16 protein-coding genes are annotated in these 16,236 nt (G+C 66.1%); 9 read left to right on the forward strand and 7 right to left on the reverse strand.

All coding sequences use genetic code 11. The features are described from left to right. The first annotated feature begins 68 nt into the window (after positions 1-68). The 7 genes from ACWEQQ_RS41195 (at position 69) to ACWEQQ_RS41225 (ending at position 8,094) form a co-directional block, all read left to right on the forward strand. On the forward strand, positions 69-1,265 hold the full coding sequence (locus ACWEQQ_RS41195; protein WP_452352030.1) for an acetyl-CoA C-acetyltransferase: 1,197 nt from the start codon (positions 69-71) through the stop codon (positions 1,263-1,265). Then, positions 1,265-2,650, forward strand: coding sequence for an OB-fold domain-containing protein (locus tag ACWEQQ_RS41200; protein WP_452352031.1), 1,386 nt, complete (start codon positions 1,265-1,267; stop codon positions 2,648-2,650). The genes ACWEQQ_RS41195 and ACWEQQ_RS41200 overlap by 1 nt, the downstream gene beginning before the upstream one ends. After that, positions 2,647-3,840: an acetyl-CoA acetyltransferase gene (locus tag ACWEQQ_RS41205; RefSeq protein ID WP_452352032.1), complete on the forward strand. Its 1,194-nt coding sequence runs from the start codon at positions 2,647-2,649 to the stop codon at positions 3,838-3,840. The genes ACWEQQ_RS41200 and ACWEQQ_RS41205 overlap by 4 nt, the downstream gene beginning before the upstream one ends. Positions 3,841-3,930: 90 nt before the next feature. After that, on the forward strand, positions 3,931-4,707 hold the full coding sequence (locus ACWEQQ_RS41210) for an enoyl-CoA hydratase/isomerase family protein (RefSeq protein WP_452352033.1): 777 nt from the start codon (positions 3,931-3,933) through the stop codon (positions 4,705-4,707). Positions 4,708-4,716: 9 nt separating this feature from the next. Then, positions 4,717-5,877 (forward strand): acyl-CoA dehydrogenase family protein, encoded by a 1,161-nt coding sequence (locus ACWEQQ_RS41215; RefSeq protein ID WP_452352034.1) that lies wholly within the window; start codon positions 4,717-4,719, stop codon positions 5,875-5,877. A 34-nt stretch (positions 5,878-5,911) separates the two neighbouring features. Further along, positions 5,912-6,775: an SDR family oxidoreductase gene (locus ACWEQQ_RS41220; RefSeq protein ID WP_452352035.1), complete on the forward strand. Its 864-nt coding sequence runs from the start codon at positions 5,912-5,914 to the stop codon at positions 6,773-6,775. Positions 6,776-6,789: 14 nt separating this feature from the next. Then, positions 6,790-8,094: a phytoene desaturase family protein gene (locus tag ACWEQQ_RS41225; protein WP_452352036.1), complete on the forward strand. Its 1,305-nt coding sequence runs from the start codon at positions 6,790-6,792 to the stop codon at positions 8,092-8,094. A 269-nt stretch (positions 8,095-8,363) separates the two neighbouring features. Here ACWEQQ_RS41225 and ACWEQQ_RS41230 read toward each other — a convergent pair whose 3' ends face one another. The 3 genes from ACWEQQ_RS41230 to ACWEQQ_RS41240 form a co-directional block, all read right to left on the reverse strand. After that, positions 8,364-8,636 (reverse strand): hypothetical protein, encoded by a 273-nt coding sequence (locus ACWEQQ_RS41230; RefSeq protein ID WP_452352037.1) that lies wholly within the window; start codon positions 8,634-8,636, stop codon positions 8,364-8,366. Positions 8,637-8,721: 85 nt separating this feature from the next. Further along, positions 8,722-9,156, reverse strand: coding sequence for a TIGR03667 family PPOX class F420-dependent oxidoreductase (locus ACWEQQ_RS41235; RefSeq protein WP_452352038.1), 435 nt, complete (start codon positions 9,154-9,156; stop codon positions 8,722-8,724). Between the two features lie 108 nt (positions 9,157-9,264). Further along, positions 9,265-10,338, reverse strand: coding sequence for an alkene reductase (locus ACWEQQ_RS41240; RefSeq protein ID WP_452352039.1), 1,074 nt, complete (start codon positions 10,336-10,338; stop codon positions 9,265-9,267). Between the two features lie 196 nt (positions 10,339-10,534). On the opposite strand from ACWEQQ_RS41240, the gene ACWEQQ_RS41245 reads away from it, so the two are divergent. Further along, entirely contained in the window at positions 10,535-10,810 is a 276-nt protein-coding gene (locus ACWEQQ_RS41245) for a hypothetical protein (protein WP_452352040.1), read from the forward strand. A gap of 528 nt (positions 10,811-11,338) precedes the next feature. On the opposite strand, the gene ACWEQQ_RS41250 is transcribed toward ACWEQQ_RS41245, so the two are convergent. The 4 genes from ACWEQQ_RS41250 to ACWEQQ_RS41265 all read right to left on the reverse strand — a co-directional run bounded on the left by ACWEQQ_RS41250 (position 11,339) and on the right by ACWEQQ_RS41265 (position 15,821). After that, positions 11,339-13,549 carry a serine/threonine-protein kinase gene (locus ACWEQQ_RS41250; RefSeq protein WP_452352041.1) on the reverse strand — a complete coding sequence of 737 codons (2,211 nt, stop codon included), beginning with the start codon at positions 13,547-13,549 and terminating at the stop codon, positions 11,339-11,341. Positions 13,550-14,378: 829 nt separating this feature from the next. Further along, on the reverse strand, positions 14,379-15,182 hold the full coding sequence (locus ACWEQQ_RS41255) for an alpha/beta fold hydrolase (protein ID WP_452352042.1): 804 nt from the start codon (positions 15,180-15,182) through the stop codon (positions 14,379-14,381). Between the two features lie 31 nt (positions 15,183-15,213). Beyond that, positions 15,214-15,366, reverse strand: coding sequence for a hypothetical protein (locus tag ACWEQQ_RS41260; protein ID WP_452352043.1), 153 nt, complete (start codon positions 15,364-15,366; stop codon positions 15,214-15,216). 140 nt (positions 15,367-15,506) lie between these two features. Next, on the reverse strand, positions 15,507-15,821 hold the full coding sequence (locus ACWEQQ_RS41265; protein ID WP_452352044.1) for a TetR-like C-terminal domain-containing protein: 315 nt from the start codon (positions 15,819-15,821) through the stop codon (positions 15,507-15,509). Between the two features lie 24 nt (positions 15,822-15,845). Between ACWEQQ_RS41265 and ACWEQQ_RS41270 the strand changes: the two genes are divergently transcribed. Then, positions 15,846-16,142 carry a hypothetical protein gene (locus tag ACWEQQ_RS41270; RefSeq protein ID WP_452352045.1) on the forward strand — a complete coding sequence of 99 codons (297 nt, stop codon included), beginning with the start codon at positions 15,846-15,848 and terminating at the stop codon, positions 16,140-16,142. Positions 16,143-16,236: the final 94 nt, after the last annotated feature.

Genomic DNA, 16,236 nt, shown 5'->3' on the forward strand with positions numbered 1-16,236 from the left:
CCCCTCGTAGTCGCCGTCGCGGCCCGAAACCACAGCGGCACAGTGAAAGTGAGCACAGAGGTGAAATCATGAAGAGAGCGGCGATCGTCAGCCCACTGCGTACCCCCGTCGGAACCTTCGGCGGCACACTGCGACCGGTCCCCGCCGAGGACCTGGCCGCCCACATCATCAAGGCGGTCGTGGAGCGCTCCGGCATCGACCCGGCGCGCATCGACGACGTCGCATTCGCTCAGTCGTACGCGAACTCCGAAGCACCCTGCATCGGCCGCTGGGCCGCGCTCGCTGCCGGCCTGCCCATCGAGGTGCCCGGATTCCAGACCGACCGCCGTTGCGGTGGTGGATTACAGGCCGTTGTGACCGCCGCGATGATGGTGCAGACCGGCGCCGCCGACGTGGTTCTCGCCGGCGGCGTCGAGAGCATGAGCAACATCGAGTACTACACCCAGGACATGCGCTGGGGATCGCGGTCGGGCAACATCGCCTTCTACGACCGACTCGATCGCGGACGGGAACGCTCCCAACCGGTCGAGCGCTTCGGCCACATCAGCGGCATGATCGAGACCGCTGAGAACCTCGCCCAGCGGTACTCGATCACGCGCGACTCCGCCGATGAATTCGCGGCACGAAGCCACCAGAAGGCAACCGCGGCATGGGAATCGGGCAAGTTCGCCGACGAGGTGGTGCCGGTACCGGTGCCGCAGCGAAAAGGTGGCCAGATCGAATTCGTCCGCGACGAAGGCATCCGCGCCGACTCCACACCGGAATCCCTGGCGAAACTGCGCACCATCATGCGCGACGGCACCGTGACCGCAGGCAACTCGAGCCAGCAGAACGACGCGGCCGCGGCCTGCCTGGTCGTCGCCGAGGACAAACTCGCCGAGCTCGGGCTCGAGCCGCTCGGTTACCTGGTCGGCTGGTCCGCCGCGGGCTGCGAACCCTCCGAGATGGGTATCGGTCCGGTGCCCGCCGTCGAGAAACTCTTCCAGCGCACCGGCCACACATTCGACAACATCGATCTCGTCGAGCTCAACGAAGCCTTCGCCGTCCAGGTCCTGGCGGTGCTGAAGGGCTGGGGCTTCGACGATCACGAACGGCTCAATGTCAATGGCTCCGGCATCTCCCTCGGCCATCCCATCGGCGCGACCGGCGTTCGGATACTCACCACCATGCTGCACGAATTACGCAGGCGCGGTGGACGATACGCCCTGGAATCGATGTGCATCGGTGGCGGCCAGGGCATGGCGGCACTCTTCGAGGCACCCTGATGACACAGTATGGAATTACCCGCTACGGCACTTACCTTCCCTCGCATCGCGTGTCGCTGGCGGACATCGGCGCGACGCTGAACACCAACGCGGGCAAAGGTGTTCGTGTGGCGGCGGCCTTCGACGAGGACAGCACCACCATGGGTGTCGCCGCGGCGATGACCGCGCTGGCGGACCTCGAATGGGATGCGGTCCCGGCGTCGATGTCGGCGGGACTGTATTTCGCGACCACCACGCCGGCGTACGCCGACAAGACCAACGCGACCGCGATCCACGCCGCACTCGGACTGCCCGCCGCGCTCTTCGCGGCTGACCTGGCCGGGGCCGCACGCAATGGCATCGCCGCTCTGCGCGCGGCATCTGGGTGCAGTGGCCTCGCGGTGCTGGCGGATATGAGGGTCGGACGTCCCGGATCGGCTGACGAACGTGGCGGCGGCGACGGTGCCGCTGCCTTTCTGTTCGGCGACGAACCGATCGCCGAAGTCATCGCTCAGTCGTCCGTCACCGCCGAGTTCCTCGATCGCTGGCGTGACCCGCGATCGGCGACCGGAGAACAGTGGGAGGAGCGGTTCGGTATATCCCGCTACCAGCCGCTGCTCGAGCGTGCCGCGGCAGCGGCGCTGGACCGGGCGGCACTCAGCGAAGCTGACCATGTCGTCCTGGTTTCGCCCAACACCACCTTCGCCAAGCGGTCCGCGACCTCGGTGGCCGGCAAACTCTCCACCCGGACTTCGCCCATCGGGCACGCGGGCGCCGCCGATGTCGGGCTGGCGCTGGCATCCGTTCTCGATCAGGCCGAGCCGGGGGAGACGATCCTGATCCTGTCGGCCGCGGACGGGTGCGATGCTCTCGTCCTGCGGGTCACCGACCGCATAGCCGAAGCGCGGCAGCCAGTTCCGGTCGCCGACCAGCTCGCGGCAGGAAGCACGGTGCCCTACACCACCTACTTGAACTGGCGGGGTCTGCTCGACCGTGAGCCGCCGCGCCGCCCCGAACCGGATCGAGCAGCCGCGCCGCCATCGGCTCGGGCTGCGGAGTGGAAGTTCTCCTTCACCGGCACAGTCTGCGCGGGATGCGGCCTGGTTCATCTACCGCCGGCCCGGGTCTGTAAGCGCTGCGGCGCTATCGACGCGATGACTCCCGTCTCGGTAGCACACAGCGAAGGCACCGTCACCAGTTTCACCGTTGATCGGCAGTCCTTCTCGCCGGCCCCGCCGGTGGTGGGCGCGGTGGTGGACTTCGACGGCGGCGGCCGGTACACCCTCGAGGTCGCCGACGCCGACGTGGACCGATTGGCTGTGGGCTCACGGGTGCGCACCACCTTCCGGCGCCTGAACAGCGCCGGTGGCGTCCACAACTACTTCTGGAAGGCGCAACAGCTATGAGCAGCAACGGTATTCGCGACAAGGTAGCGATCGTCGGCATGGGCTGCACGCGCTTCGGTGAACGCTGGGAGAGCTCGGCGGACGATCTGCTGCTCGAGGCGATGGCCGAGTGCTTCACCGGCAATCCCAAACTCGATCGTTCGAGCATCGACGCCTACTGGCTCGGCACGCTGGGCACCGGCCAGAGCGGATTGACCGTCAGCAAACCGCTGGGCCTGGACTACACGCCGGTGACACGCGTCGAGAACTACTGTGCCAGCGGCTCGGAGGCGTTCCGCAACGCCTGCTACGCCGTTGCGTCGGGTGCCTACGATCAGGTCGTCGCGATCGGTGTGGAGAAGCTCAAGGATTCCGGCTTCTCGGGCCTGCTGCGTGGCGACGCGCCCAGCGACGGAACGGCTTCCGAACTGTCCTTCGGTGCGCCGGCGGCGTTCTCCCTCCTCGACCCCGCGTACTGCGCCAAATACGGCGTGGACCCAGCGGACATGCGGGAGGCCATGACCCATGTCGCCCGGAAGAACCACCACAATGGCGCACTGAATCCCAAGGCGCAGTTCAGATCCGAGGTGGCGAAGCAGAAGATCGAAGGAGCTCCGCTGGTCGCGGGACGGCTGGGTGTCTTCGACTGCTCCGGGGTCTCCGACGGTGCGGCGTGTGCGGTGATCGTCCGTGCCGAGGACGCGCTGAAATACACCGACACCCCTCTCTACGTGAAGGGGCTTTCGCTCACGGCCGGGCCGGGCCGCGGTGCGGTCGATCCGGACTACGACTTCACAACCTTCCCGGAAGTGGTCGCCAGTGCCGAGGACGCCTACGCGCAGGCCGGAATCACCGAGCCTCGGACCCAGATCTCCTTCGCCGAGGTCCACGACTGCTTCACGCCCACCGAGCTCGTTCTGATGGAGGATCTCGGCTTCACGGATCGCGGCCGGGCGTGGAAGGACAGCGTCGCAGGCGATTTCGATCTGGGTGGTCGTCTTCCGGTGAATCCGGACGGCGGGCTGAAGTCGTTCGGTCACCCGGTCGGCGCGAGCGGCCTGCGCATGCTCTACGAATGCTGGCTGCAATTCCGTGGCGAGGCCGGGGAGCGTCAGATTCAGGATCCGCAGGTGGCCCTCACGCACAACCTGGGCGGCCGTCCGGGCGCCTGCGTTTCGTTCGTCGCCGTCGTCGGGTCCGAATTGGGCTGAAGCGGTCGCGGCAGTGATCGCCCCTGCCGCTCGGGACTTGACCGATCGCAGTTTCCTAATTTACATTAAATTCGAAAAGGAGGTGAGGCGTTGATCGCCTACCAGGTCGTCGACAACATCGCCTACATCAGGCTGGATCGGCCCGAAGCGCGTAATGCCCTCGACAAGGCGATGGGGGAGGCGCTGCTCGAGCTGGCCACGTGGATCTCCAATGAGGATGGTCTGCGGGCGGTGCTGATTACCGGGAACGGACCGGTGTTCAGCGTCGGAGGCGATATCTCGGCGTTCGCGGACGGTGCGGAAGACCTGCCGGACACCCTCACCCGGATGGCGATACCCATGCACGAGGCGATTCGGCTGCTCGCCCGTGTGCGGGTGCCGATCGTGACGGCCGTGCACGGTGCGTGCGCGGGCGGCGCGCTGGGCTTCCTTTACCCGGCCGATATCACCATCGCCGCGACCGGAACCAAATTCGCGACCGGCTTCGGGCGCATCGGCATCACCGCTGATTCCGGGAACACCTGGTATCTGCCGAAATTCATCGGTATCCGGCGGGCCACGGAAATGCTGTTCGAAGACCGCGTCATCGACGCCCACACCGCCGCCGGCTGGGGCCTGATCAACCGTGTCGTGCCCGCCGACAAGCTCGCGTCCGAAGCCGAGGCAACCGTGCGCCGATTGGCGGCCGGCGCCACTCGTGGCTACGGCGAGATGCGCAGGCTGCTGCACAACTCCTGGACCGCCACTCTCGATCACGCGCTGTCCGAAGAGACGGAGGCGCTGCGCCGCGTCGCCCGCACAGCCGACGCGGCCGATGCGATCGGGAGTTTCCTCGCCAAACAGCAGCCGACCTTCACCGGAAAGTGAGATAAACCGTTGTCCGCCTTCATTATCGATACCGACGAACGGGCGCTGCTGCGCGAGAGCGTCGGCAAACTCGCCACCAAGTACGGTCAGGAATACTTCCTGGAGCGCTCCCGCTCCGGTGCCAAGGTCGACGAACTGTGGCGTGACCTCGGCCAGGCGGGTCTGCTCGGGGTGCATCTGCCCGAGGAGTACGGCGGCGGTGGCGCCGGCCTGTCCGAGATGCTCATCGTGATCGAAGAGCTCGCCGCGCACGGCTTTCCGCTGCTGCTCGCGGTCGTGTCGCCCGCGATCTGTGGCTCGATCCTGGCGGCGCACGGCTCGGAGCGGATGAAGACCGAATGGCTGCCCGGCCTCGCCGACGGCAGCCGCAAGATGGCCTTCGGCCTGACCGAGCCCGACGCCGGTTCCAACAGCCACAATGTCAGTACGACCGCGCGCCGCGACGGCGACGACTGGGTGATCTCCGGGGGCAAGTACTTCATCTCCGCGATCGACGAGTGCGAAGCGATCCTGCTCATCACTCGTGATCCGGAGTTCGTGGGCACTTCGCGATCGCCGCTGTCGATGTTCGTGGTTCCCACCGACGCTCCTGGAGTGACGCTGCAGCCGCTGCCGACCGCGGTCGTCTCGCCGGACCACCAGTTCACCGTGTTCTTCGATGAGGTCCGGGTCGGTCCGGAGGCGTTGATCGGCGAAGCGGGGAACGGGCTGCGGCAGGTGTTCGCAGGGCTGAACCCGGAGCGCATCCTCGCTTCGGGTATCAGCACCGGCATAGGTCGCTACGCGATCACCAAGGCCGTGTCCTACGCCCAGAACCGCAAGGTGTGGTCGGTGCCGATCGGTGCGCACCAAGGGATTTCGCACCCCCTCGCGGAGGCGCACATCGCGGTCGAACTCGCCCGCATGGCGGCCTACCGTGCCGCGGAGCTCTTCGACGCCGGGCTGCCCGCCGCGGAGGCAGCCAATATCGCCAAGTTCGCCGCTGCCGACGCGTCGCTGAAGGCGCTCGATCAGGCCATCCAGACCCATGGCGGCAACGGTCTATCGCTGGAATACGGCTTGGCCGAGCTCTGGTTCTCCGCGCGCCTGCTCAAGACCGCGCCGGTGAGCCGCGAGATGGTTCTCAACTTCGTCGCGCAGACCAGCCTGAAGCTGCCTGCGTCGTATTGACATCAACTCTGGAAAGTCGAGGGAGACAACACTAATGCCCGGAGTAACCGATCGCGTCATCGTCGTCACCGGCGCCGGTGGCGGTCTCGGCCGCGAATACGCGCTGCTGCTTGCCAAGGAGGGCGCCCTGGTCGTGGTGAACGACCTCGGCGGTGCCCGTGACGGTTCCGGTTCCGGAACCTCGATGGCCGATGCCGTCGTCCAGGAGATCCGCGATGCCGGGGGCACCGCGGTGGCCAACTACGACAACATCGCCACCGAGGAAGGCGCGGCGAGCCTGATCAAGACCGCCGTCGACAACTTCGGGACCGTCCACGGCGTCATCCACAACGCGGGCATCCTGCGCGACGGCTCGTTCGCGAAGATGACCGCCGACAACTGGGAATCGGTGCAGCGGGTGCACCTCTGGGGCGGTTACTACGTCACCCGGGCCGCTTGGCCGTACTTCCGTGAGCAGAGCCACGGCCGGATCGTGGTCGCGGCGTCCACCAGCGGTCTGTTCGGCAACTTCGGCCAGGCGAACTACGGTGCCGCGAAGCTCGGTCTGGTCGGCCTGATCAACACCCTCGCGATCGAGGGCGGCCGGAACAACATCCTCGCGAACGCGATCGCTCCGCTCGCCGCCACCCGCATGACCGAGGACATCGCGCCCAAGGAGATGCTCGACAAGCTGCCGCCCGCCCATGTGGCCGGTGTCGTGGGCTACCTGATGAGCGACGAATGTGAGGACACCGCAACGGTTGTCGTCGCCGGTGGTGGCCAGGTCTACCGCGTGCAGCAGTTCCAGAACAAGGGAGCCGTCTTCGCCGCCCCGCCGAGCATCGACGAGGTCGCGGCGCAGTGGAGCCGGATCACCGACATGTCGGACGCCGAGCCCGGCGCGAACCCGCTCGGCTGAATCGAGGATTGAACATGACCGAAAACAATTGGGACGCACTGGTTATCGGCGCAGGTTCGGGCGGACTGTTCGCTGCGGCGCGCCTGTCGCACCTGGGCTACAAGACGCTGGTCGTCGAACGACTGGACAAGGTCGGCGGCCGCGCCTCCACCGATGACATCGACGGCTTCAAGGTCAACAACGGTGCCATCGTCATCGAACTCGGTGGCATCACCGAGGAGACCTTCGACGAGGTCGGCGCGAAGTTCGACGTCCGCAAGCCGGAACCGCCCATCCTGTACCGGATCGGTGGCAAGGACGTGGACGTCACCGGTGGTGGCTGGGGCTTCCTGCTGTCCAAGCTCACCCGCCAGGGCGCGAAGCTGGTGCAGGGTCTCGGCGCGGCGCGCAACGACAGCGGCATGCTCGAGGACGAGCTGTCGACCGCCGAGTGGGTCGCCAAGTACACGAAGAACGAGTCGGTGCATGGCATCTTCCGCAACATGTGCGGATCGGTGTTCGCCGTCGGTTCCGAGGAACTGCCGGCCCGCGTGTTCCTCACCTACTTCACTCGTAAGAGCGCCTTCAAGAAGTTCGGGTACTGCCCCGACGGCACCATCGGGGTGTGGAAGTCCCTCGCCGAGGTGGTGGAGAACAACGGCGGTGCGGTCTGGCTCGACAGCGAGGTGACCGCGCTGACCCTGACCGACGGCCGCATCACCGGCGCGACCATCGCGCGTGGCGGTGAGAACATCGACGTGACAGCGCGTTTCACCGTCAGCGACGTCGGTCCGTTCGCCACCCTGGACCTGGTGGGCCGGGACAACCTGCCCGCCGACTACGTCGCGCAGGTCGACAAGGCCAACCGGCCCTGCGCCATGATCTCGGTGAACTTCGCCAGTCAGCGCCCGCTGGTGAAGGCCCCTGGCATGACCAGCTTCGCCCAGACCCGCCGACTCTGCTACGTCGCCAACTTCACCGATGTCTGCCCGGAAATGGCACCGGAAGGCTGGCACCTCTACCAGGGCACCGCCGTCCCCAAGCCCGCTGTCGGCGATTTCGACGAAGCCGCCGAAACCCAACTGCTGCTGGATGATCTGCGCGATCAGGTCCCCGGCTTCGACGACGCGCGCATCCTGTCGATCAACGTCACCCGCGACGGCTGGCCGCCGCAGCGCGCGGTCGCCGGCTTCGACCTGCCCAATACCACGCCGATCGCGAACCTGTGGAACGTGGGCGACGCGGTGAAGGAATACGGAAACGGCGGCACCACCGCGTGCGCGGAAACCGCCAAGATCGTCGTCGACAAGATCCGCGACCAGTTCCCGGTGACGGCGTAACCACTCGACTCGACGCGCTCGCCCGTGCCGCAACCCGGCCGGCAGCGCGTACCGAGCGGCCGCAGTCGGTTGTATCCAACCAGCAACTGATTGCGCCACAACCGGATAGGCCGTAGGCGGGGTGATCCGAGCGCCTGCGGCCTATCCGGCATTTCTGACTTTCATCGCCAGATCCCGGAAACCGACCCCGGTCGAACGGCCGGCGTGCATGGCTGGATGTTCGCAGTATTGAGCAACCAACTCGAATCCGCCGAAACTCATTGGCTCTCTTACCCGCTCGATATCGTGCTCTGCGGCGCGGCGGTGTCTGGGGGGTTCACCCTGGTGGCGCCGACGTGTGCGGTGCCGCGACCGAGGATCGGCCGAAACCAGTTGCCGCCCCTCGCTTCGACCTCAACCGATGGGGACCGAGGTCTGGTCCAAGACGGTTCGACGCCGGTGGCGACGACCAGATCGCAGACGCCGGCCAGCACCGCGTGCGCCGCGAAGCGCAGGGCCTGCCGGCTGGCGCTGTACTGGCGGTGTCCGTCGATATCGATCATGCCCGCGATCCTGTGGCTTCGGACAACCGAAGCCTCAGCATCGCAACGACATTCGATGCGTCCGAGCTCGTTCGGCGACCTCTGCTCAGAATCCGCGCAGGCGGTCGGGGACTACGCGCACCGGAACCGAGTAGTCGGCGAAGAACTGCTCCCTGGTCATCCCGATGTCCACCAACCCCTCGGTGTACTTCTCGACGAAGGCATCGAGCTCAGCGGCGGAGGCACCGTCCGCGTCGACCCGGGCCGTGCCGGTGAACACGATGACGTCACCGCCGGTAGCGGTGGAGTTGAGATTCAGCGAAACACGGGAATTGGCAGCGATATTGCGCAACTTGGGGGTACCGGGCTGCGTGAACAACAGAAACGCTCCGTCGTCCCACTGGAACCATACGGGATTGGGTTGCGGTGTGCCGCTGGGACTTACGGTGGTCAGCCAGATGATGGTGTCCTGCACCAGATGCTCGGTGACCTTCACTCCGAAGTCGGTGTTCGAGTCGATGAGGGGGGAGGAACTTGACATTCGATCTCCTTGTGGGGTGTCGGTCGAGTCGGGCCCGGAACCGGGTCGTGCGCGTCACCCAGGCGCAGCATGTGCGGGGCGGCCGTGGCGATTTCGGTACGGGGTGACTCAGCCCAGGGTCGGGTAGTCGGTGTAGCCGACGTGGTCGCCACCGTAGAAGGTCGCCTGGTCGGCGGTGTTGTAGGGTCCGCCCGCCTTGATCCGGGCATCCAGGTCCGGGTTGGCCAGCCACAGGGTGGCCAGCGCGATCGCGTCCGCCACACCGGATTCCAGCGCCTCGACGCCGGCTTCGACGGTCGCGGGGAACGCCTCGGGGGTGGGGTGCGGGTTGAGGATGAAGCCGTTGGACCAGGCCGCGCGCAGCTTGGTGGTCAGTTCGCGGTCGCCGCCCTCCATGATGTGCACGTAGGCGATGTCCAGGTCGGCGAGTTTGGTCAGCAGCTCGACGTACAGCGGGGCCGGGTCGGCTTCCTCGATGTGGTTGAACGGGTTGCCGGGCGAGAGCCGGATGCCGGTGCGGTCGGCGCCGATGGCCTCGGCCACCGCGGCCACCACCTCGGTGACGAAGCGGATGCGGTTGGCGATCGAGCCGCCGTAGTTGTCGGTGCGCAGGTTGGTGTTGTCGGCCAGGAACTGGTGCAGCAGATAGCCGTTCGCGCCGTGTACCTCGACACCGTCGAAGCCGGCCGCGATGGCGTTGCGCGCGGCGGTGGCGAAGTCGGCGATGGTGGTGGCGATGTCCTCGGCGGTCATCGCTCGCGGCTCCGGGTGGTCGATCATCCCGTTGGGGGTGAACAGCTGCTCGCCGGAGACCACCGCGGACGGGGCCAGCGGCAGCGCGTTGTCCGGGTACAGCATGGGGTGGCCGATGCGCCCGCAGTGGGTGAGCTGCGCGACGATCCGGCCGCCGGCCTTGTGCACGGCGTCGGTGACCACGCGCCAGGCCGCGGTCTGCGCCTGGTTGTGCAGGCCCGGGGTCAGGAAGTAGCCCTGGCCGATGACGCTGGGCTGGATGCTCTCACTGATGATCAGACCGGCACTCGCCCGCTGCGAGTAGTACTCGGCGGTGAGCTCGGTGACCAACCCATCCAGGGTGGCCCGGCTGCGGGTCATCGGCGCCATCACCAGACGGCTCGGCAGCTGCAACCGGCCGATCGAGACCTGCTCGAACAGAGTGCTCACCTTGTACTCCTTGCTGGATCGATTCGCGCGCCGGACTGTTCGCGCAATTACTTGATTGGATCAAGCATGATGGTCTCGCCGACCTCGTCTACGACCCGGCGTTCCTGCCCTGCCCAACAACTGCGTCCGCTATCCCGTGCGGCCGACTCTGCTCGACGGAGTTCGGCTACCCGCTCACCACCCCGTGGTCGTCAGCGTGGCCGCCTGCAACAACGATCCCGAGATCACCGGCGATCGACGCAGCGGCAACCGCGCCCACCTGGCGTGGAGCGCCGGCCCGCACGCGTGCCCCGCGCAGCCGCTCGCATATCTGATTGCGCAATGCGCCGTAGGCCAGCTGTTGGAGGCCCTCCCCGAACTCCGGCTTGCGGTCGCCGACAAGGAACTCCGTTGGCGGCCGGGGCCTATGCAACGTGCCCTGGTCGAACTGCCGGTCGTATTCGAGCCTGCGCCGCCCTTACCGACCTGCTGATCATCTCGGCAGGACCAAATCCCTTCCTGCACAACGACTCAGGGCCGGAATCACCGACCCGGCGCACCAGCATCCGGTCATGCGCGGTGCAAGTGGTGTTCCGGTTCTCGGTGGAACGCCATCCGAACTTCCGGATGCTGCCGCTGTTCGGCACGGGCGTGCCCGGCCAGGCCACCCCGTTCAGGCCGAACCTACCTGGATCGGCCGCTCGATCGACCTGTCACGTTCGCCTGGTCCCGCCTCTGGCTGGTGCTCCCGGACACGACCCGCGCCGAAATCGCCACCGCGAATGCGGCTTTCGCTGCCGCCACAGCTACCGGCACCTGGGCTGGCCCTACCTACTCCTGGGCAGCTTGTGGTGGTCCGCAGTGCTGATCGGCATCGGCATCGGCGTCACCGGATGGGCACGAGCCCGCGCCGCAGTCACCGACTTGACCTGTGGGGTGAGTCCCGGATAGCGCGACGTTTCTGTTGAGGGAGTGCTTGTGAGGCGGCGCAGGTAGCAGCGGGCAGGCCGCGGCTGATTTGCTAGACCACCCGCTCGAGCGCGCGCAGGTCTGCGTGCAGCTTGCGGAACAACCAGTAGACGGCGACGAAGGCGAGCCCGGAGGCCGCGCACAACCCCAGAACCGAATCGCGCACGAGCGGAAGCTCTTCGGGTTCGAGGGTGGTGAATCCGGCCAGCACCCCAACCAGCGGCACCGAGGCCGTTACCGCGAGATAGGCCGTGGTTCTGCGACGCAGCGCGCGAAGATCGGCGGAGTCATCCGCCGTGGTGCGGCCGTGGCGCAAATAGATGGGATAGACACACCGGACGACGTAGAACGTCGAAAGGAAGAACGTGTAGGCAACCGAGACGGTACCCATCACCAGAACGGTCGTCACCGCATGGACCAGCATCCGCGCCGGGAGGTCGGTAAGCCAGACGAGCAGGATCATCCCCGTCGCGGTCCCGAGAATCGCGAACAGAAGAGTGTTCATCGCACACAAGTCGCCCCAAAATAGTGTTCGCGACCGCACCCGCGCGAGCATTACCTCGTCGTAGCGTCTGCCATGGCGCAAGCCGCGCGGAACCGCGAGCAAATCACGCGACATGTATACGTAGACGAGGACGGACAAGGGAAACGCACAGAGATAGAAAATGATGACGCCCCTGACGAGCTGCAAGATGGTGGCATCGGTCAGGCAGTCGGCGAGCAGGTCATGCATGTGCACGCCCCCGTAGATATGAGCCAGGTCGACGCCGACCAGCGAAGATGACCACAGGATGAGGGTGGGCCGTCGTGAAAGTCGTGCCCGCCAACTGCTCGGCGGCGGGTAGACCAGGTCACGGGCCCTGTCCTCGAGGCACAAGTCGAGCTGCTGAGCCAATTCTGTACCGCACGAGTAGCGGCCTTCGCGGTTGGGCGACAGACACTTCAACAGCACTCGGCGCAGCGCCATCGGGCAATCCGGCGGAAGCTCCGACAGGAACTTCGGATCGACGGGCCTGCGCCGCAGCTCGAGCATGCGGGCCAGCGACGTCTCCGACTCGCCGGCGGACGGTTCGTCCGCGAATGGGCGGCGGCCCGTGAGCAGCTCCCACAGCATGACACCCAGCGCGAAGATGTCGCTTCGGGTGTCGAGGTCGGCGGCGGTCGTCGGCAAGTCCGGATGGCAGGCCTCGAGCTGTTCGGGCGACATGTATGCCAGTGAACCGCCGAAATACGCCAGCGGGCTCGTGCCCTTGATGCGGTTGCTGGAGCTGACGTTGAAGTCGGCCAACTTGGGGATTCCCTCGGCGCTCAGCAGCACGTTCGCGGGTTTGATGTCTCGATGCAACACCCCCCGTTCGGCCGCATGCTGAAGCGCGTCCGCAAGTCGGCGGCCCAGCCAGGCGACGGTCTCCGGCCACGTCAGTGCGGCGGTCCGGGTCCGAACTGCAGATTCGGTGGGCCGAACCTCGCCCTTTTCCGCGAGTACCTCGTCGATGGCATCGAGCAGCAGTTGCCCACTACGGTGTTCCGCGGGCCTCGCGCGCTGGAAGCGCAGCACATCGAACAGTGTTCCTCCGGGTAGGTACTGCATGTAGAGCAACTTCAGCTCGCCATCGGCGATGAGTCGCTGGTCGTAGATGCGCACGATGTAGTCGTGGTCCAGTTGGGCGAGGGTCTGCGGCTCGATGCCGTGATTGTGGGAAATCTTGACCGCGACCAGTCGCTGCATCGATTGCTGCCGAGCGAGATACACCTGGGCGAAGGCACCGGATCCGATCCTCATCAGGAGGTCGAAATCGTCGACATGGTCGCCGACATCGATGGCGTCGAGAGCTGCTTGGGCACGGGGACGAGCAATCATCGTGCTGCGGTAGTCACTCGTGAGCGGTGCCGGTTCGGGGCCGGCCATGGAAGTGGCCTCAGCAAGAATGTCAGCCGCACAGGCAGCGGGCGAACCGCGGCGCATGGCGTGGAATTCCTCGTAGACCAGTTCGGCTGGCAGCGGACCATTCTGCAGCTCCGCGAATTCCGCACGATATTCGGTCAGTGTTTTGGGAAAGTGATGACGAAGCCAGCGGTATTCGAGGTCGATCTTGATCAGTTCGATCAATATCGTCCGCCGATCAGCCGGTTCACGGGGTAGGTATGCCGACAGGTCGGGTGGGAACCCGGACGCCCAAGCCTCTGAAAACAGTGCCACGACAGTGGCAAGCGCTGTGCGGGTTCGTTCAGCTGAATCGACTAGATCGATCGGCTCGCGCATCGGTAGCTCGAGATCAGCCCCTGGCGATCACACGGCGGCTACGCGCAATGCGACCTCGTACCGGGGTTGCCCCACATCATCTCCTTTCCACCAGACCCCCTGTTCAAGGGTATCGCTCCGAAACGAACGTATGAGCGGCACAAGTAGGGAGCGGCCACGGCAGGCGTACTCAGGAGGGAGCGTTGGAGCGGCTAGAACTTCACTGTCCGTGCTGGGAACTACCGTTGTGTGCCGATCGAGCCGGTGGTGGTCATGTGGGTGTGGGTGGCTCGGCGGCGGGGTGCATGACGGCGTGCCACCACGATTCGAGCCGACTCGGCTCCGGCCAGCGCACCACCGGCACATCTTCATCGGAACCGGTGGTGATGCTGGGTGCCGTTGTGTACCACTTTCCCGGCCGGCGAGCGGGCCCGTCACCGCGTGGTTCGCGTGGGGTTGCTGTCATGGCGCACCTCCGAATCTCTGCCCGACGCCGGTCTCACCGGGGCGGGCTGGATTCGCAACTCGCGACGGCGGTGTACGCCGAGGTCGACCGCGCGCGAGGAATGCTTGTAGGCCCAGGGGCAATGCCGAGGGGTCTACGCCACCGCAAAGGGGGCCGACCTGCGCCATAGTAGGCATTCAAGGTCAACGGCAGGCTACGCCCGAGCCAATTCCCGGGGTCTGCACCCAACGATCGAACATGGCGGGCGCGTTCGACAAACGATCGGCAACTGTCCCGAGCCGCTCTCGAGGCGTTCGGCGTGGCGACGCCGTTGTGGCACAACAGCTCTGGAACTTCCTCGCCTCGACCTGAATCGTCACGCAGGTACATGAGCACCGCGCCTGCTCAGCCGAAGAAGTCGAGCAGCAACGGCTCGAGCAGTTCGGGCTGGGCGAGGATTTCGTGATCGGCATTGGGCAGGACTACCCGGCGTGCGCCCGGAATGGCGGCGGCCAAGGCCTGGTTCGCGGTCTGGATCCAGGGCCAGGTCTGATCGCCGTTGACGACCAGCGCCGGGATGGTGATTGTGGCGTAGCGGTCGGCTTGCAGACGCAGTTGGGGACCGGATACGGCGACGTCGTAGGGCAGGCTGTTGGCCTGGGCGCGCAGGAATTCCCACACCGGTGCGTTACGCATATCGGCAACTACCGGCGCCGGCACCTCGACCTGCTCGGTCAGGAACAGTTCGGCGGCGCCGTCGTAGTCGCCGCAAGCAAGGCGGGCGACGAGCCGATCGAAGACGTCGGCCGGCGGTTCCGCGCGGTTGCCGTCGACCACCGCGGGCATCTCGTACACGGCGACCTTGTCGATCGGCAGCCCGCGTAGCACGCCCTCCAAAGCAAGGGCGGCACCGGACGAATGACCGAACACGTGCGCAGCGCCGCCCACATGCTCGATCACGGCGGCCAGATCGTCGATTTCGGATTGGACGGCAAAGTCGCCACGGACATCGGTGCTGCCGCCACGGCCGCGGCGGTCGTAGCTGACCGCGGTGACGTGCGGGGACAGGGTCGAGGCGAGCGCGGCAACGGTCGAGCGGTCGTTGAATGCGCCGCCGATGAGGATCACCGGGGCGCCGGAGCCGATGGTTTCGACGGCGATCGTGCTGCCGTCGGGGGAATCGACAGCGGTCAGGACGGGACTGGTCATGGAACTCGTGCCCTTCGATAGTTGGTCGCGGTCAGGCGGCGGTAGGGAACCGGAAGCCGAGGCGGGTGACGGCGGGTGCATCGAGGACGTGGAATCGGTTGTCCAAGTAAGGCGGTTGCTGCGCGGCGAGCCCACAGATGTAGCGATCCAGTGAGACTGTCATATCGGTACGAACGTTGGGCATGTCATCTCCTCGATGTGTTCCGGGATGCCACTCGAGTACTCCTCGAACGGGCTGCGGAGGTTTCGACATCGGGACCGAGCCAGGCAGCGAATTGTGACTCAGCTCATATAAGCTGCCACAGGTTTCAGAGGTGCCTGGCTCTACTTGAGTTCCACAGCGGCGACCATGCGGCGGGCCAGTTCCTCGGGATCCTCACCGCCGAGTTCCGAATCGATGAGCGTGCCAGCGCGCCATAGAGCGGCGAAGCCGTGAACCAGGGACCATGCGGCCAGCTGCGCCGCCTTCTGGTCGGCCACCGGACCATCCAATTCGTCGACGCCGGTGCGCAATTCGCGACCGGACCCTTCATTGGCCGCGATCAGACGCTCGTCGTCCGTATCGAGAAGGTCGCGGCGGAACATGATATCGAAATGACCGGGGTAGCGGCGGGCGAAGCGGATGTAGGCGACGGCCATCTCCCCGAAATCGCTTGCGGCGGAGTGCAGTTCCTGCTCGAGCAAGCCGTAGCCCTCGATGGCCAGTTCGGTGAACAAGCCCTGGCGGTTGCCGAAATGGTGGGCGGGAGCGGCGTACTCGAAATCGCCAGCGCCACTGGTCTTTTGATTCCGTTTTTCGCACCGGCGGCCGCGATCTCCCTGGCGGTGCTCCTGGTCGTGATGTTCCCTGCCAATATCCGTGCCGCACGTACCGGCGAGGGCATCCACACCATGCCGTTGCCGGTACGCACCCTGGTGCAGGTCGTATTCATCGGCGCCTGTGTGGTCGCGGTCTTCTGACCTCTCACAGCGGTCGCGGATCAGGTGGTCCTTCCGACTGCGCACCGACGCTGGGCGACCAATCGCTCGTCCGCTCGACCGGGGCATCGAGTAA

The organism is Nocardia sp. NPDC004123 (genome assembly GCF_053603795.1).